Origin of the sequence: Symbioplanes lichenis (genome assembly GCF_030709675.1) — a bacterium.
Lineage (GTDB): Bacteria > Actinomycetota > Actinomycetes > Mycobacteriales > Micromonosporaceae > Actinoplanes > Actinoplanes lichenis.
Genome location: NZ_JAUZQD010000004.1, coordinates 1 through 20,394 on the forward strand (window position 1 = coordinate 1; position 20,394 = coordinate 20,394).

Consider the following 20,394-nt stretch of genomic DNA (forward strand, 5'->3'; position numbering starts at 1 on the left):
CTCCCTCACCGCGCGGCCCTCCCTCACCGCGCGGCCCTCCCTCACCGCGCGGCCCTCCCTCACCGCGCGGCCTTCCTCACACTGCGCGGTCTTCCCTCACACCGCTCTGTCGAAGTCGCGGCGCCGGTAGACCGCCCAGGTGACCACGACGCACAGCGCGTAGAAGGCGATGAACGTCAGATACGCCGCGTCGGCCGTCTTCGTGGCCAGGAACGACTGGCGGAAGGCCAGGTTGACCAGCACCCCGCCGAACGCGCCGATCGCCCCCGCGATCCCGATGACCGCACCCGACAGCCGCCGCGCCTCATGGTGGTCGTCCGGGTGCTTGAGCCGGAAGATGCGCGGGATCATCTTGTAGGTGGACCCGTTGCCCAGCCCGCTCAGCACGAACAGCGCGATGAACCCGACCAGATAGAGCCCGAGCGAGTGCCGCTGCGACGCGACGAGCACAATTGTCGCCCCGGCCGCCATCGCGATGAACGTCCAGAACGTGACCCGGGCGCCGCCGAGCCGATCGGCCAGCGCGCCGCCGACGGGACGGATGAGCGAGCCGAGCAGCGGGCCGAGGAAGGTCAGCCAGGCGGCCTCGACCGGCGTGCTGAACACGTCGGCGAACTGCACCTGCAGCACCTGCCCGAACGCGAAGCCGAACCCGATGAACGACCCGAACGTCCCGATGTAGAGCAGCGACATGATCCACGTGTGCGGCTCCCGCGCGGCGTCACGCATGCCCCGCTTCTCGTTGCGCGCCTGCGACAGATTGTCCATGTAAAGCGCGGAACCGAGCGCCGCGAGCACGATCAGCGGCAGATAGATCCCGGCGACGAGCCGAGGATGCCCCGCACCCGACACGGCCAGCACAAGAAGCCCGACGAGCTGCACCGCGGCGACACCCAGGTTTCCCCCACCGGCGTTGACACCGAGCGCCCACCCCTTGAGCCGGTCCGGATAATAGGCATTGATGTTCGCCATGGACGAAGCGAAGTTGCCCCCGCCCACGCCCGCGAGCGCCGCCAGAATCACCAGCGTGGTGTAGGAAACCCCCGGCTCGATGAGCAGCGCAGCCGCCCCCGCCGGAATCAGCAGCAGCGAAGCGCTCACAATCGTCCAGTTCCGCCCGCCGAACCGCGCAACCGCGAACGTGTAGGGAATCCGCAGCACCGACCCGACCAGCGCCGGCACCGCCGTGAGCACGAACTTCCCGGCCGGATCGACGCCGTACGCGGGGCCGAGGAACAGCACGAGCACCGACCACAGCGTCCACACCGAGAACCCGATGTGCTCGCTGAAGATCGAGAAAACAAGATTCCGCCGCGCGATCGCCGCGCCACCCCCGGCCCAGAAAGCCGCATCCTCGGGCCGCCAGTCATCGATCCATCGCCCGCGCAGGCCCGTTCTGGCCGGAGCGGTTGTCGCCGTGATCGTTTCCACGCCTGCGGCGGGGTCGGTGGCAGTACTCATGCGGAAACCTCCGAAAGAAGAACGATGTACGAGTCCTCGTCCACGCCGACGGGATAAGTCCTGAGACCGGGCAGCCCGCTGTCCCCGAGGGCGCAGCCGGTGGCCAGGTCGAATGCGTTCAAATGCAGCGGGCACACCACGACCCGCGCGTCGATCTGCCCGTCGGCAAGCGGCCCGCCCCGATGCGGGCACACCGCCGAAACCGCCCGCAACGAACCGTCCCGCAACCGGAAGACGGCAACCGCCTCCCCGCCGACAACAAACGCACGCCCCTCCCCCGGCGGCACCTCGTCCAGCAACCCGATCCGAACTCCGTCGCCCGCAGCCGGCAGCAGCCTCATGCGCGCCTCGCCCCTCCCGCCCCTGCGCATCCCATCCGTAGCGCTCACCGGCGCCACGCTCACTGCACCCACGCCCGTGACGTCGCCCGCACCCACGCCCGTGGCGTTTGCTGCGCTCATGCGCGTATCGCTCATTGCGCTCACCGGCGCCATGCCCACTGCACCCACGCCAGTGGTGTCGCCTGCGCTCGTGCTCGAGTCGTTGGCTGCGCTCATGCGCGTATCGCTCATTGCGCTCACCGGCGCCACGCTCACTGCACCCACGCCCGTGACGTCGCCCGCACCCACGCCCGTGGCGTTGGCTGCGCTCGTGCGCGTTTCGCTCATTGCGCTCACCGGCGTCTTGTTCGTTGCGCTCATCGGACCGGCACCTGGGGCAGGACGGTCAGTGGGAGCGACGTGCGGAACTGCCCAGGCGTGGCGGGCTGGGCGCGTTCCTTCCACGGATCCCGGTATGCCGCGACGGAAGCCGCCATCGCCGCGTCCAGATCGGCGGCGATTCCCTCGCTGTCCTCCACCACGACACCGCGGATGTGCTCGATGCCGATGCGGGGCACGAACGCGTAGGTGCGCTCCAGCCAGTTGGCGTTCTCCCGGTAGTACTGCAGGAACCGCCCGGTCAGCGTGAGCACCTCGTCCGCCGAACCGACCGTCGCGAGCAGATCGCCCTTGCGCACATGCGCACCCGCGGCGCCCCCGACATAGATCTCCCAGCGGCCGCCGTCGATGGCCACCACGCCGAGATCCTTCACGTACGCCTCGGCGCAGTTGCGCGGGCACCCGGTGACCGCGAGTTTCATCTTGCCGGGGCCCTCGATGCCCTGGTAGCGCTCCTCGATCGCGATGCCGAGCGCCGTCGAGTCGCCCACGCCGAAGCGGCAGAAGTCCGAGCCGACGCAGGTCTTCACCGTGCGGAAGCTCTTCCCGTAGGCCCAGCCGGACGGCATGTCGAGGTCCGCCCACAGCTCCGGCAGCTTCTCCTTCGGCACGCCGAGCAGGTCGATGCGCTGGCCGCCGGTGAGCTTCACCATGGGGACCCGGTGCTTCTCGGCGACCTCCGCGATCCGCTTGAGCTGGGACGGGGTGGTGACGCCGCCCTTCATCTGCGGGACGACCGAGAACGTGCCGTCGCGCTGGATGTTCGCATGGACACGGTCGTTGATGAAACGCGCATCGCGCTCGTCGACGTACTCGTCGCCCCACATCATCTTGAGCAGCGACGCGAGGCCCATCTTGCTCTTCGCGTCCTCCTCGCCCCCGGGAACGAGCGTGGCGAACACCGACGACACGCTCCTGAGCCCGTGGCTGCGGATCGCGCGCATCAGCTCCGGCTTGGGCATCGGCACCCCGGGCACGTACCAGTCGGCCTTCGGGTCCTTCTCCACCTCGCCGCCGGCCGCCCATTCGACAATCTGCTGCACCAGGCTCTTGCACGTTCCGCAGCCCTTGCCCGCGCGGGTCTTGTCCATGACGCCGGTGACGGTCTTGCAGCCGCCCTGCACGCTTTGCACGATCGCGTGTTTGCTGACGCCGTTGCAGTTGCACACCTGCGCGTCGTCGGCCAGGTCCGCGGCGCTCACCTCGGCGGGCGGGCCGCCCAGGTCGAACATGAGCTCGGCGCGCTCCTCGGGCAGCGGCAGACCACGATCAAAAGCTTGCAGCAGGTACGCGTACTTGCGCACATCGCCGACGAGAGTGGCACCGATCAGCCGGCCGTCGCGGATGACCAGGCTCTTGTAGACGCCCTTGCGCGGTTCGCTGAAGACGAGCGTCTCGTCGTCGTCCCGCTCCGCCGCCGTCACGCCCATGGCGGCGACGTCCACCCCGGCGACCTTGAGTTTCGTGGCGACCCGGGAACCGTGGTAGACGGCGTCCGGATCGGTGCCGGTGAGGTGCCCCGCGAGCACCTTGGCCTGGTCCCACAGCGGCGCGACCAGCCCGTAGGTCGCGCCCCGGTGCTGGGCGCACTCCCCCACCGCGTAGATGTCGGGGGCCACGCGCATCTGGTCGTCCACGACGATGCCGCGCTCGACGGGCAGGCCGCTCCCCTCCGCCACGTCGGCGTTGGCCCGGATGCCCGCCGCGACCACCACGACGTCGCACGGAATGGTGCGCCCGTCCTTCAACCGCACACCCTCGACCGCGCGTTTGCCGAGAATCTCGGTCGTGTGCGCGCCGGTGACCACCTCGATCCCGAGCTGCTCGACCGCGCGTTTGAGCGTTTCGCCCCCCTGAGCGTCGAGTTGCGCGTTCATGAGGTGCCCGGCCGCGTGCACGAGCGTCACGTGACCGAGATGGTTCTGCAGCCCGCGCGCCGCCTCCAGCCCGAGCAGCCCGCCCCCGATGACGACCGCACGTTCGTGCATCCGCGCATAGCGCATCATGGCCCGGGTGTCGTCCAGCGTCCGGAAGGCGAAGACGCCCTGGTGATAGCCGCGCCCCGGCCGGTGGATCCCCGGAATCGGCGGCACGAAGGCCCGGCTCCCCGTGGCGATGATCAGCTTGTCGTAGCCGGTCGTGGAGCCGTCGTCCGCGTACACCAGCTTGGCGCCGGGGTCGATGCGCGTGACGCGCGTGCCGGTGTGCAGAGTGATGCCCTGGTCGGCGTACCACCCGATGTCGTTGAGGAAGATGCCGCTCTCGTCCTCGACGCCCGCGAGGACGTTGGAAAGCATGATCCGGTTGTAGTTGCCGTAGGGCTCGTCCCCGAACATCGTGATGGCGAAGTCCCCGCCCCGAGCCAGAATCTCCTCCACCGTCCGAGCCCCGGCCATGCCGTTGCCGATGACCACCAAACGGGTCTGTGCCATGTCAGGCCCCTCCACGAGTACGGTCCAACTCCGACTGCGTCCTGCTCACCCGCACACCGCCACCCCGAGCGCCAACGCCGTCCCCTATCAGCTCGTCGACCTGGCCGAAGTCGGCCCGTGCCGCACCGGCCGCGATGCCCGCAGCACTGGCCGAGACGTCCGCAGCTTCGGCGGGGCCGTCCGCGCGGCTGATGGCGACCGCGCACGCTTTGAAGGCGGGCATGCGCGAGTGCGGGTCCAGTGCCGGATCGGTGAGGACATTGGTTCCCGGCCAGTGGAACGGCGCGAAGATCGTGTCCGGCCGCACCCCCGGGTCGCACCGGGCGCGCATCCGGGCAGCGCCACGGCGGGTGCGCAGTTCGACCCAGTCGCCGTCCGCGATGCCGTGCCGCCGGGCCAGGTCGGGGTGCAGTTCCGCCATGGGCTCCGGCGCGGCAGCGTCCAACTCCTTGACGCGCCGGGTCTGCGTGCCGCTCTGGTATTGCCGCATGAGCCGGCCGGTCGTCAGGACGTAGGGAAACTGGCGGTCGGGGGTCTCGTGCGGGTCGCGGTGCTCGACCCGGTGGAACCGCGCCCGGCCGTCGGCAGTCGGGAAGCCGTCCGCGAACAGCCGCGGCGTCCCGGGGTGGTCCTCCGCCGGGCACGGCCAGAAAACGCCATCCTCTTTGTCGATTCGCTCATACGTGATGCCGGCGTAGTCCGCGACGCCCCCAGCGCTGGCCCGCCGCAGCTCCTCGAACACCTCGCGTGGCCGGTCGCTGAAGAACTGCCCGCGCCCCAGCCGATCCGCCAGTTCCTTCAGAACGCTCAGATCCGTGCGCACTTCGCCGGGCGGTGGCAACGCGCGCCGACGGCGGATCACGCGGCCTTCGAGGTTCGTCATCGTGCCCTCTTCCTCGGCCCACTGCGCGGTCGGCAGCACGACGTCGGCGAGCGCGGCCGTCTCGGAGAGGAAGATGTCGGAGACCACGAGCAGATCGAGCGAACGCAACCGTTCGAGCATGCGCGAACTGTGCGGGGCGGACACCGCGATGTTGCTAGCCAGCACCAGTAGCACTCGGACGCCGCCGGGGGTGCCGAGCCGGTCGAGCATCTCGTAAGCCGACAGGCCCGGCCGAGGCAGCTCATCGGCGTCGATGCCCCACACCCCGGCGACGTGCGCGCGGGCCGCCGGGTCGTCGAGCCGCCGGTAACCCGGGAGCTGGTCAGCCTTCTGCCCGTGCTCCCGCCCGCCCTGCCCGTTGCCCTGCCCGGTGATCGTGCCGTAGCCCTCGTACGGCCGGCCCACGAGTCCGAGCGCGAGTGCCAGGTTGAGCCAGGCCTGCGCGGTGTCCGTACCGTTGCTGTGCTGTTCGGCTCCGCGGGCAGTGAGAATCATCGACGGCCGCTGGGTCGCCAGCAGGCGCACGCATTCGCGCATGTCCGTTTCGCTCACTCCGGTCATCCGCTCGACGCGCTGCGGCCAGTAGCCGGTGACCGCCGCGCGCACGGCGTCGAACCCGGTCGTCCGGTCGCGGATGAACGCCTCGTCGATCAGTCCCTCCCGGACCGCGATGTGCAACAGGCCGTTGGCCAGCGCCAGGTCTGTGCCGGGCAGCGGTTGCAGGTGCAGGTACGCGTCCCGCGCCGTCGCCGTGCGCCGCGGGTCCACCACGATGTGTCGTGCGCCGGCCGCCCGTCCCGCCTCCAGGTGCTGCATCGACGGCGGCATCGCGTCCGCCGGATTCGCACCGACGAGCATGAGCGTTTGCGCGCGAGCGACATCCTCGAGCGGAAACGGCAGCCCCCGATCGACGCCGAACGACCGGTTCGCGGCCGTCGCAGCGGACGACATGCAGAAACGTCCGTTGTAGTCGATGGCCGACGAGCGCAGCGCGACCCGCACGAACTTCCCGAGCGTGTACGCCTTCTCGTTCGTCAGCCCGCCACCCCCGAACGCCCCGACGCTGTCCCGCCCGTACTCCCGCTGGCTGCGCCGGATCGCCGCGGTGATCACGCCGAGCGCCTCGTCCCACGACGCCGGCCGCAGCGGGCCGCCCTTGCGCTCGCGCACCAGCGGCGTGAGCAGGCGGTCCTCGTGCCCGAGCAGCTCGGCGGCGGTCCAGCCTTTGGCGCAGAGCCCGCCGCGGTTCACGGGGAAGTCCGCCGGCTCGAGCCGCACGACCTTCCCGCGGTCCGCGGCGTCGGCCTGCAGCGTCATGCCGCACTGCAACGCGCAGTACGGGCAATGCGTCTCGGTCACCGTCACGCGAACGATGCTCGCCACCCGGCGTTTCGTTCATTCGCGCAGAACGGTTGCCGCGCTGTTCGCAAGTTCCTACATTGCGCTGGAGATCATTGTGAGGTCCCGGTAGCGGCGCAGCACGAGCTCCTCGACAACCGGCTCCGCACTCAGCGGGGGCGTGACCACGTCGGCTCCGGCGCGGTGCAAGGAACGATAGAAAAGACCTTCAGCCAGCAGGTACGCCGCCACGGTCACGTGGCCGGCGCCGCGTCCACGCAACTCGGCCACAACGTCGGGCACCCGCCTCTCGTCACCTGACGTGTAGGCGACCGTCGCCCCGAGCTCGGCGGCGACTCTGTCCACGGACGCCCGCCAGCCGGGGTCCGACGAACCGGCAGCGGCGAGCACGACCGCCTCGGCTTTGCGCGTTCGCTCAACCAACAGTTCCGTCAGCACCGGATCGGGCCCGAGCGGCGGCGCCACAACCGCGCCGGCCCGCTCGGCGGCCCGGGCGATGTCCACTCGTACGTGATAGCCGGCCGAAAGCAGCAACGGAACGATCACTGTGCCGGGCCGCGGGATGGCCTCCCCCACGTACGGCTGCTGCACATCCACGTAGGCGAGCCGCACGTCCACCTTCGGAACCCGGCAAGCCACCCGGTCGACAAGTGAGCGAATCTGCTCCTGCCCAGCAGCCGACCGCGTGCCGTGCGCGACAGCCAGCAGCACAGGAGCACTCACGACACACCGTTCGATGCCACATTTGCCGGAACGCTCACGACGCAGTGTCCCCCTGCTCGATTGCGGAAACACTCATGACGCACTGTTCGTCTGCACGTTTGGCTGATCGTCGACGCGGAAGCGATAGCCGCGTTTGATGCAGGAACGCTCACGACACGGTGTCCCCCTGCTCGATTGCGGAAACACTCATGACGCACTGTTCGTCTGCACGTTTGGCTGATCGTCGACGCGGAGGCGATAGCCGCGTTTGATTACCGTTTCGATGTGGCCGCCGCCCCCGAGCGCCGTACGGAGGCGGGCGATGGCGACGTCGACGGCGTGGCCGTCCGTACCTCGGGGAAGGGCCGCAGCCAGGCGATCCTTGGCGACCACCGCGCCGGGGCGCGCGGCCAGCGTCGTCAGGATCGCCATCGCGGCCGGGGCGAGCGTCTGCACGCGACCGCCCACGACGACCGCATGGCCGCGGATCTCCAGCTGCTCCCCGGCGACGGACAGCTTGGCCGCCCGCCGGGGCAGCTCGTCAGTGACGATCTTGACGAGCGCGCCGAGCCTCGACCGTTGCGGGACGACCACGGGTACGTCCTCCCGTACGAGCGGGGCGGCAGTGACCGGCCCGACGCAGGCCGCCATTGTCGCGCCCCGGAACTGGTCGAGCACCCCGCCGGCTTCGTCCCCGGCGATGTCGAGCAGCGCCTGCACCGCGGGTGAGCTGGTGAAAGTCACGGCGTCGATCTGACCGGCGGTCACCTGGCCGACGAGCCGCTTGACGGGGGTGACGTCCGCCGGGCGCGTCCACCGGTACACGGGGATCTCCACGACCGCGGCCCCGGCCGCCCGCAACGCGCCCGTGAACTCGGCCTGCGGCCCGCCGTGCAGCTGCACCGCGATCCGCCGTCCCGCGATGCCCTGGGCCAGCAGCCGTTCCAGGATCTCCTCGGAGGACTCGGTCGCCGCCGACCACTCCTCGCTCAGATCGGCCGCCCGGATCGCCCCGCAAGGTTTCGCACCGCGCGCAATCAATCGTGCGCGTCTGAGCGCTACGCGCAGGGTGTCGCCCATGCCCCACCCCTCGGCCGCCTCGAGCCATCCCCGGAACCCGATCCCGGTGGTGGCGATGACGATGTCGGGAGCCAGCCCGACGCAGGCCACGGTCGCGGCGTGCAGCGCCTCGTCGTCGCCCAGCGGCACGATGGTGAGCGCGGGCGCGACGACGACCCGGGCGCCCCGGCGCTCCAGCAGGGCCGCCAGCTCCTCCCGCCGCCGTTCCGCGGTCACCGCCACGGTGAAGCCCACGAGCGGCCCGGCCCCGGCGGCGATCTGTTCGGACGTCACCGCACGATGCTCGCGACCAGCTATTTCGCCCCGGGTGCCGCCCTGTTTCCCCGCTGTCAACGCGGTGTCACAACCCCGCGTCTCCCGATGTGACGTCACGATCAACTTTCGCCTTGGGCGCGACCTGGCCCTGGGCGGATCGCGCCTGTCCGATCAGGGCCAGAAACGCGCATGAGCCAGGCGCATTCGCACACCGCGCGGTGACCCCCTCGCATCATGCGGGCCGCGGGCTTCCCACACACAGCTCCTTGATCGCGAGAGGGCGATGAGCGAGCCGCGCATTTCGCCGATGACTCGACCGGGCGCCCCTTGCCCGCTGTGTCATGACGGTCGGCGGGGAGCGACGTGTGCGCGTTCGCTCAGTGCGACGCGAGAAGGCGTCCTACCGTGTCGGCTGCTTTGAGGGCTGTGCCGGTCAGGATCACCACGACGGTTTGTCCGGGCACGAGCTCGCCGCGGGCTGCGAAGTCACGGATGGCGGGGACGACGATGCTGCTTGTGGGCTCGGCGTAGAGACCCCGGCTCGCCAGCTCGAAGGCCGCCGGCGCGATGGCTTCTTCGGGCACCGCGGACATGGCGCCCCCGGACGTACGGATGGCGTCGAGCACTTCTTGGTCGCGCACCGGGCGGGCGATGGACGTACCCTCCGCAATCGTGGGTGACCACTCGCCCGGCGTGACCGCGTCGCGGCCCGCAGCGAACGCCGAGGTCAGCGGGCTGCAGTTCGCGGGTTGCGCGACCAGCAGGCGTGGCCGGCGGGTGATGGCGCCGGACGCGAGGAGCTCGCCGAAGCCCAGGTGCAGGCCGAGTACGAGGCTGCCCGCGCCGCACGGCAGGACGATCGCGTCGGGTGCGTCGAAGGCCAGGTCTTCCCAGATTTCGTACGCCAGCAGCTTGGTGCCCTGCAGAAAGTACGGATGCCAGTTGTGACTGGCGTAGAAGATCTCGGCCGAGCGCCGCACCGCCTCGTCGGCCGTGGCCTGGCGGCTGCCCGGGATCAGCTCGACCGTCGCGCCGTGCACGCGGCTCTGCTGGATCTTGGCCGGTGACGTGCTTTCCGGGGCGAGGATGGTGGCGCGGATGCCGGCCGCCGCCGCGTAGGCCGCTACCGACGAGCCGCCGTTGCCGCTGCTGTCCTCGAGCATCGCGGTTACGCCCTGCGCGCGGAGCAGCGACATCATCACCGACGTGCCGCGGTCCTTGAAGCTGGCGGTCGGGTTGAACCACTCGGGCTTGAGCGAAACGCGCAAACCGTCAACGTCGAACGGCAACAACGGCGTACATCCCTCGCCGAGCGACACCGGCTGCGCGATCCCGTCCGGCAGGGCGGCGGCATAGCGCCATTGTGAGCGTACGTGCGAAGCGACGTCGTCCCGGGTGATCCCCCGCAGCGGGGTGACCATCAGGGGGCTGCCGTCATCGCCCCGCCAGCGTGGTTCGTGGAGCGGATAGTGACGGCCGGCGCGATCGACGAGGGAGGTCATGCGATCACCATATTTTTTCGGCGAGGGACTGGCACTCGCCGGGTCGTAGTGCTAAAAAAATACTTGTCGCTGCTGCTCAGGCCGTGGTGAGTGAACCACCTCGGACTGTGCCGCGTGACTGCTTCGGCAGAGTGAGTCTCGATCGCCGAGCGCCACACGCCCCGCCGGAAAGGCCGGCGGGCCGCACGAGGAGGTGGATCCGTGGTGCTGACTTTCGACCCTTTCCGCGACTTCGACCGCCTGGCCGGTCAGATGTTCGGCGCCGCCGCAGGGGGCGCCGGGGCCGCCACGATGGCGATGCCCATGGACCTCTACCGGTCCGGTGACCACTTCGTTCTGCACTGCGACCTCGCGGGCGCGGACCCGGGCTCGGTCCAGGTGGACGTCGACGGCAAGGTCCTGACCATCCGGGCCGAGCGCTCGGCCCGCACCGATGCCGACGTGCAGTGGCTGCGCCGCGAGCGTCCGACGGGCACGTTCGAGCGCCGCCTCCAGCTCGGCGACGGGCTCGACCTGGATCGGGTGTCCGCCACCTGGCAGGACGGGGTGCTGACCCTGACGATCCCGGTCGCCGAGGCCGCCAAGCCGCGCCGTATTGAGATCGCCCGGGGCGCGGAAGCGTCGCCCGTTCTGGGGAGCCAGGCGCCGGAGAAGCCGGCCATCTCACGCAGCTGAGTGTGCGAACGCGCAGGCGTGAGAACGTCTGAACGCTCGGCGCGAGGGCGGGAACGCACGGCAGACGAGCGCGGAACACTACGGGCGGCGGGCATGGTGCATGGCCGCCGCCTGTAACGCGCAAATGAGCATGAGCGGATGAGCGATCCCGTCCGGCGAGCGGTTCGCTGCTGGACGGGATGCTGAGCGATTCGCTCCCGGACAGACCGCCGAGCGAACCGCACTCCGAGAGGCAGCCGAGCGAATCACACCCCGAGAGGCAGCCGAGCGAATCGCTCCCGGACAGGCCGCCGAGCGAATCACACCCGGGACCGCCGAGCGAATCGCTCCGGGACGGTCGAAACCATCGACGCTCGTGCCGCCAGCTGGGCCGCGGACGCGCTTCGGCGCCCGAGCGGCTCGTCAAGCTTCCGAACGACTTATCAAGCTCCCGGCCGCCGGCGACGGATTCCCTCCACATCCGTCGCGGTCCCGCAGTACACCGGCGGCCGGGCCGCGGCCCGTGCATCACGGCGGCTGCGCGCGACCGGCGCCGCATGAGGCATCGCACGAGGACTCGCACGGCCGGCACGAGGACTCGCACGGCCGGCACGAGGACATCCGCGACCGTTACGAGGACCGCACGGGCTGTATGAGGATCCGCGCGACCGGCACGAGGACCTACGCGGCTGGCGCGAGGACCCGCGCGACCGTTACGAGGACGCACGGCCTGCACGAGGGTCCGCGCAACCGGCACGAGGACCTACGCGGCTGGCGCGAGGACCCACGCGAGCACGAGCATCGGCCCGACACAGGAGGGTGGCCTCCAGGTGTGCGCGCCTGAACCGACTTGGCGTGGTGCGGGTTCGTGCATTTGAACCGACTTTGCGCGGTGCAGGTTACGCACCAGAACCGACTTCGTGCGGTGCAGGTTCGTGCACCTGACCGACTTTGCGCGGTGCGCGCAGACCACACGTTCAAGTCAGGCAGGCGACCGCGCTGACCCCGCCGAGCCACGGGCGCTTGTTCTGGTGCGGTCGTCGCCGATGCGGACTGTGCGTTTGAGCGGTTTCGCTCAGGTGCCGCGCCGTGCCGTGCCGCGGGCTCGGGCGGTGGCCGGGCGGGGCCGAAATGCTCAGAGTTGCTCAGCGGGTGCCGATTTTCGCGGTATGGACGCTGTCCCGCTGACTCTGGACTCCGTGATCGACGAGCTGGTGGTCAGTGTTTACGTCAGTCATGTGGGGCTGGCGGAGCGGGCCACCGCGGTGGCCGAGGGGGCGCAGCAGGCGGGCGATGCGCGTACGGCCGGGCTGGCCTGGCTGGTTGTTGCCGACCTGCACAATCGCGCGGGGCGGGCCGATGTCGGCATTGCGCGGGCGCGGGAGATCCTGGCGACGGCTGCTGATCGAGTGGTCGTGGCTCATGCGCATGCGGTCATCGCGGGTGGGCTGTGGCGGGTCGGGGACAACGGGCAGGCCGTGCGTCATGCGTACCCGGCCAATCGGATGCTCGGGCCCGGCGATCCCGCGGCGCTGCGGGTCGACCATGCGCTCATTCTGGCGTCGCTGGTGAACGATCGGCGCATCGGTGGCATCTCGCATCAGGAGTTCCGGGCGGCGCAGGAGCTGGCCGACGCGTCCGGGGTGGCCGCGCTCATTCTGGCGAATCTGAACAACTGGGCGTGGTGTTCGTACACGCACGGGGACTTCACGGCCGCCGCCGAGCTGGCCGGGGAGATGCAGGCGTACAGCGAGGCGGCGAACGAACCGCTCAATGCGTCATGCGCGGACACTGTCGCGCGCATTCTGCTCGAGGCCGGCGAGCCGGGCGAGGCGCTGCGGATCATCGAGCAGGCGATCGTGTCGGCGCAGCCCACGGACGCGGACGCCATCCCGAGCGCGCTGATCACGCTCGCCGACATCCAGCGGCACGAGGGCAACGTCGGAGCTGCTTTGCGTACGCTGCAAGCCTGTCGCGAGATGGCGGAACGTGACCGTCTTCCCGACGTCGACGCCCTGGCGCTGCGCATGATCGCCGGGTGCCATGCGGATCTGGGCGAGTTCGCGGCGGCGTACCAGGAGATGGTCGAATTTCACGAGGCCTGGACCGCCCGGCGTGAGGAGCGCAGCGAGGTGATGGCCCGCGTGGCCCACGCGCAGTTCGCCGTCGACGAGGCGCGGCGCACCACCGAGCGCTTCCGCGACATGGCCGAGCGCGACGCCCTCACCGGTCTGTGGAACCGTCGCCGCTCCGACGCCCAGCTGGCCGTGCTCGTCGGCTCCGGAGGCGGCGCAATTCGCGAGGCAGGAAGCAGTGCGACCCGCGAGACTGGAAGCAGTGCGACCCGCGAGGCAGGAGGCGGTGCGTCCCGCGAGACGGGGAACAGTGCGACCCGCGAGGCAGGAGCGGCAGGCGGCGCGACCTGCGAGGTGGGAAGCGAAGCCGGCGCGGGAGGAGGTGTGAGCCGCGAGGCCGCAGTGGTAGTCGCTGCGACCCACGAGACCGGGGCTGGAGGAGGTGCCATCCGCGCCGCAGGAGCAGATGGTGACGCGTCCCGCCCGGGAAGAGGCGGTGCGGCTCGCGAGCTAGGAGCGGCACCCGGTGTGAGCCGTGAGACAGGAGCGGCACCGGGTGTGAGCCGTGAGGCAGGAGCAGGAGGCGCGGCGCCGAACGACGAAGGCGCCGGGAACGGCACGGCGACTCGGAACACCGGGACTGTGGAGGCGGCGACCGGGGGCGGGCGTGGGCCGGTGGGGGTTGCGCTGCTTGATCTTGATCATTTCAAGGCGGTGAACGACACGTTCACGCATGCGATGGGTGACGAGGTGCTCTGCCGGGTGGCGGATCTGCTGCGCGCTTCGTGCGGGTACGCGGGGCGGCACGGCGGGGAGGAGTTCATCGTGCTGATCGAGGCGGATCCGGCGGCCGCGGCGGCGTGCTGCGAACGGTTGCGGGCGGCGATCGAGGCGTACGACTGGGCGGGTCTTGCTCCTGGGCTTGCCGTCACCGCCAGCGTGGGGCTCACCGCGCTGCGTGCGGACGACACGGCCGAGTCGGTGGTCCGGCGCGCGGACGAGCATCTGTACGCGGCCAAGCGCGCAGGTCGCAACACCGTCGTCGCCGACCCGGCGGGGCCGCTCGGCCTGACTTGAGCACACCCGGGTCACCGGACGCCGAGCGGGAGACGGGCCGCCCAGGTCAATCGAGATCGAGCGAAAGCGGGCCGCCCTGACCAGCGGGTCGGCGAGCGAGAATCGCGGATCGGCGAGTAAGAACTGCGGGTCGGCGAGCGAGAATCGCGGGCCGGCGAGCGGAAACCCCGGGTCGGCAAGCGAAAACCTGGATCAGCGGACGCCGAGTGAGAACAGGGAGATGCCGTACTTGTCCTGGTGGCGGCGGTCGTTGACGACGCGGACCCAGCGGGCCGGGACGTCGGCCAGGGCGGTGCCGACCTCGCCTTCCGTGCCGGTGATGCCGCTGACCGCGGTGCGCCAGGTGCGGCCGTCGGTGGAGACGTCGATGTGGTACTCCTCGGCGTACGAGCGTTCCCACAGCACCTCGACGCGGGACACCGACCAGATGTCGCCGAGGTCGACGGCGATCCAGCTGTTCTCGGACCAGTTGCTGCTCCAGCGGGTGGAGTCGTCGCCGTCGACGGCCTTGGCCGCGGCGTAGGCGTCGCCTTCCAGGCCGGACACGGTCACCGGGCGGCGCAGGGCCAGGTCGGCGCCGGTGCCGGGGCGTCCGGTCACGGCCGGCTTCGGCGTGCCGGGTGCGGCCGGCTTGCTCGTCGCCGGTGTCGCGGCGGGCGTCTTGCCGGGAACTCCGGGCCGTGCCGGCCCGGACGGCCCCGGCGCGGAAGGACCGGGCTGCCCGGTCGCGGCAGGATCGGTCGCGGAGGCGCCGGACGACGGCCCGGCGGTCCCGGGTGCGGCGGACGACGGCGCGACCGGCTGCTCGGGCGTGCCGGCCGCCGCGCCGCCTCCGGCCAGTGGCACCCCCGCCGGATTTCCGCCGATCGGCGCCTCGGCCCGCAGTGCGAACCACACGGGTACGCCCACCGCGGCCGCCACCACGATCACAGCCGCCGGCCCGATGAGCCACCACCGCCGCCACCCACCGGCCGAAGACCCACCAGCCGGAGACATGCCGGCCGAAGAAGCGCCGGCCGAGGACGAGGGAGACGACACGTCGACCAAAGACGAAGGAGCCGACACGCCGCCCGAGGACGACACGCCACCCGAGGAAGCAGGAGACGACACGCCAGCGGAGGAAGACTCGCCGGCCGAACACGAGGGAGACGACGCGGCGGGCGCGGACGAGCGCGAAGCGCCGCCGAACGAGGAGCCCCGCCCCACGGCCCGGGACAGGTTGGACGGTCGCCGCCGCGCCGGGGCGGGCTCCTCGGGCGGGGACGCTTCGTTGCCGATCACGACGAAGAGGTCTACCAGTGCGCCGCCCGCCCGGTCCACTTCGCACTGATCATTTGCCGGTCACTTAGTAGTCACCCGGCCGGAACCCGCCGCCGGCAACGAAAGTCGCTCACGAGAAGCGCCGAGGCACCCGCCGCCGAGGGAAGAACGCGCGCCCCTGCCGCAACACATCCCCCACCCGATTGAGGACGCCGTCGCTCGTGAGAAGCAGCTCCCCCACGTACGCGGAAGCCCGGTCCATCATCAGCTTCGCCCGCGCGAGATCATCATGGTCCTCGCGCAACTCCCACAGCCGCCGCCCCTGGTCCCAGGCGTGGGCCCGGGTCGCCGCGACCAGGACCCGCTGGCTCCAGTCGTCGAGGTCGCCGGCGAGGGCGTCGACGCGCAGCTGCCATCGGGTCGAGTAGCGCCGGCGCAGCGACGGGATCTCCTCGAAGAAGATCTGGTTGATGAGCAGGTAGTCGGGGTGCTTGTGGTCGGGCGGCTCCACGCCGAGGCCGTCCCACGTGGCGACCAGGGCGAGGGCCAGGTCGTGGTTGATGTGCGCGTTGACGCCGAGGATGGCGGCGGCGAGCTTGCTGACCTTCTCGTCCTGGGCGCGGCGGAAGAGGACTTCCCAGGCGTCCGGGGTGGCGAGGTCCTCCTCGCCCCACAGCCGCAGGGCGTCGAAGTAGCGCTTGGCGAACTCGACGTCGAGCAGCTCGAGGAACTCGGGGTCTTGCACGCCCGGCCCGGTCAGCGCCTTGTCGACCCGGTCGGTGATCGTGAAGTAGAGCGAGTTGAACGACGCCACCCGGTTCTTGGCCGGGGGCGGGAGCAACTGCATGATCTCCTGCGTACGCGTGAGCATGGCCAGCACCTCGCCGATGGTCCCCGGCGTGGTGGTGCACAGGTCGGCGATCTGCTCCGACGCGGGCTCCCAGCCGCGCCCGGGCGGCACGAGGCCCGGCTCGTCCCGGGCCAGCCGGAGGCGCTCGGCGCGCAGCAGGCTGGCGCTGCTCTCGACGCCACCCCGGTCGAATGCGACGGTTGATGTCATGACGGCCCCCTGACCGAACCACGCGGCCCCGGCCGCGCCCGATGTCCACTGCCGACCGCCGGCGACCCCCCAGCCACCGCCGCGGCCGTCCGCACGCGGGGCGCGAGCCCGATGGCGCGACGAACGGCCGACCGCGCGGCTGGCCTCACGCAGGGCAAGCGCCCGATTGCGCAACGAACAGCCGCAGAACGCGGATCGACCAGAGCACAGTGCACATCCGTCGAATCAAAGTCCAGGGTGACGTTGGCTACCCGACAGTAAGGACTTCTGGACCTTGCCCATCGCGTTGCGCGGGAGATCGCCGACGAGGTGGACGACGCGGGGGCGCTTGTGCGCGGCGAGACGGGCGGCGACGAACGCGATCAGCTCGTCCGGGGCGACGCCCGAGGCGATCACGTACGCGGTGATCTGCTGGCCGAGGTCGTCGTGCGGCGTGCCGACCACGGCCGCGGCGGTCACGGCCGGGTGCAGCAGCAACGCGTCCTCGACCTCGCCGGCGCCGACCCGGAACCCGCCGGTCTTGATCAGGTCGGTGGACGCCCGCCCGACGATCCGGTGCCAGCCGTCGGGCCCGATGGTGGCGACGTCGCCGGTGTCGAACCACCCGTCGGCCAGCGGGGCGGGCCCGTGCCCGAGATAGCCGTCCAGCAGCGTCGGCCCGGCCACCTGCAGCTGCCCGATGGTGGTGCCGTCGGGCGGGACCTCGGCGCCGGACTCGTCCACGAGCCGCGTGCGCACCCCGGCCAGCGGCAGCCCGACGTGCCCGGCGCGGCGCGGACCGTCGGCGCGGGCGCTGACCGTGATGAGCGTCTCGGTCATGCCGTAGCGCTCGACCGGCGACTGCCCGGTCAGCTCGCTGAGCCGGTCGAACACGGGCCCGGGCAGCGGCGCGCTCCCGGACACGAGCAGCCGCGCGCCCCGGAGGGCTTGCGCCGCCGCGGGCTCGGCGACCACCCTCGACCACACGGTCGGGACGCCGAAATAGAGGGTGCCGCGCGCTCCGGCGTACGCGGAAGGGGTGGGTCTGCCGGTGTGCACCAGGCGCGACCCGGTCCGGAGCGCGCCCAGCACGCCCAGGACGAGCCCGTGCACGTGGTAGAGCGGCAGGCCGTGCACGAGCGTGTCCTCGGCGGTCCACTGCCAGGCGCCGGCGAGCGCGTCGAGGTCGGCGGCGACGGCGGCGCGGGAGATGACCACGCCCTTGGGCGGGCCGGTCGTGCCGCTGGTGTAGAGCACGAGCGCGGGAGTCGCCGGGACGGGCTCCTCCGGGATGTCCGACGACGGCGGGACGCCCGCGATCGGCGCGCCGGGCACGGCGGGGTCGTCGGAGAGGAAGAGCTCCGCGCCGGAGTCGCGCAGGATGTGCTCGCGCTCGAGGTCGCCCGCGTCCGGCGGCACGGGCACGACCGGCACCCCGGCCAGCAGCCCGGCGGTGACCGCGACGATCGTGGACAGCCCGGGCGTGGCGTGCACCGCCACGATGGGCGCGCCGCGCAGCCGCGCCGCGAGCCCGGCGGCGCGTTCGAGCAGCTCATGGCGCGACACCGCGACGCCGTCTGAGATGATCATGTCAGGGGCGTCGTCGTCCGCGTGCAACGCTGTCAGCAATCGCATGCGGCGATGATCCCAGACCCCACCGACATTTCCGCCGTCCCGCCGATCCGGAGGCCGCCCGTGAGCATCGATGAAGGCGCGGTCTGTGCGCTGACCGCGGGAGGCGTCAGCGTCCTCGTCGAGACCGGCGGCGACCGGCTGCCCGCCGTGACCTACTGGGGTCCGGAGCTGCCCGGCCTCGACGAGGACCTGGCCACCGCGCTGATCACCGCCGCCGTCCCGATGACCGGTTCCAACGACGTCGAGCCCCGGCCCCGGCTGTCCCTGGTCCCCGAGCACAGCACCGGCTGGGCCGGGCGACCCGGTCTGACGGGCGCGTTCGCGAACCCGTTCGCCGGGTCGTTCGCGGGCGAGGGCTGGTCACCGGCGTTCACGGTCACGTCCGTCACCCTCGACGGCGACCCTGTGACGGGCTTCACCGCCTCCTGTGCGGGCGTCCTCGAGGCGGTCGCCCTCGACGACACCGAGCGCCTCGAGCTGCGGGTCGTCCTGGAGCTGCGCGACACCGGCCTCGTGCGCACGCGAGCCACGATCAAGAACTTGGCCCCCCGCCCGTACGCGATGCAGGGTCTGGTTGTCGCCTTGCCCGTCCCCCCGGAGGCAGCCGAGCTGCTCGACTTCGGCGGACGGCACAATCAGGAGCGGGTGCCGCAGCGGTCGCCGTTCACGTTCGGCGTGCACGCCCGCGAGAACCGCAAGGGGCGCACGGGAGCCGACAGCGCCTACCTCCTGCACGCCGGCACTCCCGGCTTCGGCTTCGCGTCGGGCGACATCTGGGCCGTGCACACCGCGTGGAGCGGCAACCACCTGCACTACGCCGAGCGCGCGCACACCGGGGAACAGCTGCTCGGCGGCGGCGAGCTCCTGCTGCCGGGCGAGATCATCCTGCAGGGCGGAGACGCGTACGGGAGTCCCTGGCTCTATGGCTCGTGGGGCCGCGGCCTGGACGCCGTCGCCCACCGCTTCCACCGGCATCTGCGCGCGCGTGACCACAAGGTCTCAACCGACCGCCCCGTGACGATCAACGTGTGGGAAGCCGTCTACTTCGACCACGACCTCGACCGGCTCCTCGACCTGGCCGAACGCGCCGCGGCCGCCGGTGTCGAACGTTACGTCCTCGACGACGGCTGGTTCGGCTCCCGCCGCGACGACACGTCCGGCCTGGGCGACTGGACCGTCTCCGCCGACGTCTGGCCGGACGGCCTGCACCCGCTGGTCGACCGCGTCCGCGCGCTGGGCATGCAGTTCGGCCTGTGGTTCGAGCCCGAGATGGTCAACCCCGACTCCGACCTCGCCCGCGCCCACCCCGACTGGATCATGTCGGCCCGCCGCTCCTGGCCCGTCGAATCCCGCGCCCAGCAGGTCCTCAACCTCGCCATCCCCGCCGCGTACGAGCACGTCAAGGCCCAGATGACGGCGGTGATCCGCGAGTACGCCATCGACTACGTCAAGTGGGACCACAACCGCGACCTGACCGAGGCCGGCAACCAGCAGCGGGGCGGCCGGGCGGCGGTCCACGCCCAGACGCTGGCCTTCTACCGGCTCCTCGACGAGCTGCGCGGTCTCTTCCCCGCACTGGAGATCGAGTCCTGCTCCTCCGGGGGCGCTCGCGTGGATCTGGGCGTCCTGGAACGTACGGACCGGGTGTGGGTCTCGGACAACATCGACCCGCACGACCGCCAGCGCACGCTCCGCTGGACCACCCAGCTCCTCCCGCCCGAGTTCATGGGCTCCCACATCGCCTCGGGCCGCTCGCACGTCACGGGCCGCAGCCACGACCTGTCCTACCGCGCGGGCACGGCCGTCTTCGGCCACCTGGGCATCGAGTGGGATCTCGCCCAGGCGACGCCGGCCGAGCTGGAGGAGCTGAGCGCGTGGATCACGTTCTTCAAGTCTCACCGCGCGCTGCTGCTGGGCGGGGACCTGGTGCGCATGGACGGGTACGACGACCGGATCCTGGTGCACGGGGTGCTGGCGCCGGACCGCTCACGCGCGATCTTCGCCGTGGCGGTGACCGACAGCATCCTGCCTGATCCGGGGGCGCGGGTGCGGCTGCGCGGCCTGGACCCCGCGCGGCGCTACCGGGTGCAGCCGGTGCTGGTGGGCAGCGCACCGGCCGGCCTGCTCCCGCCGCCGTGGTGGGCCACGGAGCTGGTCCTTACGGGGGCCGCCCTCGAGCACGCGGGGTTCGCGAGCCCTCGGATGTTCCCGGACCAGGTCGTCCTCTACCGGGCCGACGCCGTCTGACCGACCACGGTTGC

General features: G+C 71.3%; 13 protein-coding genes. 3 read left to right on the plus strand and 10 right to left on the minus strand.

What is annotated here, in order from left to right; genetic code table 11:
- Positions 1–96: 96 nt before the first annotated feature.
- The 7 genes from RAN62_RS10210 to RAN62_RS10240 all read right to left on the minus strand — a co-directional run bounded on the left by RAN62_RS10210 (position 97) and on the right by RAN62_RS10240 (position 10,393).
- A complete protein-coding gene (locus RAN62_RS10210) occupies positions 97–1,461 on the minus strand; it encodes a nitrate/nitrite transporter (protein ID WP_305784303.1) in 1,365 nt (454 codons plus the stop codon).
- Positions 1,458–2,162 carry a Rieske (2Fe-2S) protein gene (locus tag RAN62_RS10215; RefSeq protein WP_305784304.1) on the minus strand — a complete coding sequence of 235 codons (705 nt, stop codon included), beginning with the start codon at positions 2,160–2,162 and terminating at the stop codon, positions 1,458–1,460. Before RAN62_RS10215 ends, RAN62_RS10210 begins: the two co-directional genes overlap by 4 nt.
- Complete coding sequence (nirB, locus tag RAN62_RS10220; RefSeq protein WP_305784305.1) at positions 2,159–4,612, minus strand: nitrite reductase large subunit NirB; 2,454 nt, start codon at positions 4,610–4,612, stop codon at positions 2,159–2,161. Before nirB ends, RAN62_RS10215 begins: the two co-directional genes overlap by 4 nt.
- A gap of 1 nt (position 4,613) precedes the next feature.
- The gene (locus RAN62_RS10225; RefSeq protein ID WP_438874494.1) at positions 4,614–6,854 is read right to left on the minus strand and encodes a molybdopterin oxidoreductase family protein; all 2,241 of its coding nucleotides are present in this window, start codon (positions 6,852–6,854) and stop codon (positions 4,614–4,616) included.
- A 75-nt stretch (positions 6,855–6,929) separates the two neighbouring features.
- Positions 6,930–7,565 carry a sirohydrochlorin chelatase gene (locus RAN62_RS10230; protein ID WP_305784307.1) on the minus strand — a complete coding sequence of 212 codons (636 nt, stop codon included), beginning with the start codon at positions 7,563–7,565 and terminating at the stop codon, positions 6,930–6,932.
- Positions 7,566–7,763: 198 nt separating this feature from the next.
- The gene (locus RAN62_RS10235; protein WP_305784308.1) at positions 7,764–8,909 is read right to left on the minus strand and encodes a uroporphyrinogen-III synthase; all 1,146 of its coding nucleotides are present in this window, start codon (positions 8,907–8,909) and stop codon (positions 7,764–7,766) included.
- Positions 8,910–9,268: 359 nt separating this feature from the next.
- Entirely contained in the window at positions 9,269–10,393 is a 1,125-nt protein-coding gene (locus RAN62_RS10240) for a threonine synthase (protein WP_305784309.1), read from the minus strand.
- 201 nt (positions 10,394–10,594) lie between these two features.
- On the opposite strand from RAN62_RS10240, the gene RAN62_RS10245 reads away from it, so the two are divergent.
- On the plus strand, positions 10,595–11,068 hold the full coding sequence (locus tag RAN62_RS10245; protein ID WP_305784310.1) for an Hsp20/alpha crystallin family protein: 474 nt from the start codon (positions 10,595–10,597) through the stop codon (positions 11,066–11,068).
- Positions 11,069–11,982: 914 nt separating this feature from the next.
- On the plus strand, positions 11,983–14,199 hold the full coding sequence (locus RAN62_RS10250; RefSeq protein ID WP_305784311.1) for a diguanylate cyclase: 2,217 nt from the start codon (positions 11,983–11,985) through the stop codon (positions 14,197–14,199).
- A 192-nt stretch (positions 14,200–14,391) separates the two neighbouring features.
- Here the strand turns inward: RAN62_RS10250 and RAN62_RS10255 are convergent, their stop codons facing one another.
- The 3 genes from RAN62_RS10255 to RAN62_RS10265 form a co-directional block, all read right to left on the minus strand.
- Positions 14,392–15,123, minus strand: a complete 732-nt coding sequence (locus RAN62_RS10255) for a discoidin domain-containing protein (protein ID WP_305784312.1) — start codon at positions 15,121–15,123, stop codon at positions 14,392–14,394.
- A gap of 466 nt (positions 15,124–15,589) precedes the next feature.
- The gene (locus RAN62_RS10260) at positions 15,590–16,519 is read right to left on the minus strand and encodes a DUF5995 family protein (protein WP_305784313.1); all 930 of its coding nucleotides are present in this window, start codon (positions 16,517–16,519) and stop codon (positions 15,590–15,592) included.
- Positions 16,520–16,744: 225 nt separating this feature from the next.
- The gene (locus RAN62_RS10265; protein WP_305784314.1) at positions 16,745–18,133 is read right to left on the minus strand and encodes an AMP-binding protein; all 1,389 of its coding nucleotides are present in this window, start codon (positions 18,131–18,133) and stop codon (positions 16,745–16,747) included.
- Between the two features lie 60 nt (positions 18,134–18,193).
- On the opposite strand from RAN62_RS10265, the gene RAN62_RS10270 reads away from it, so the two are divergent.
- Positions 18,194–20,380 carry an alpha-galactosidase gene (locus tag RAN62_RS10270; RefSeq protein ID WP_305784315.1) on the plus strand — a complete coding sequence of 729 codons (2,187 nt, stop codon included), beginning with the start codon at positions 18,194–18,196 and terminating at the stop codon, positions 20,378–20,380.
- The last annotated feature ends 14 nt before the right edge of the window (positions 20,381–20,394 follow it).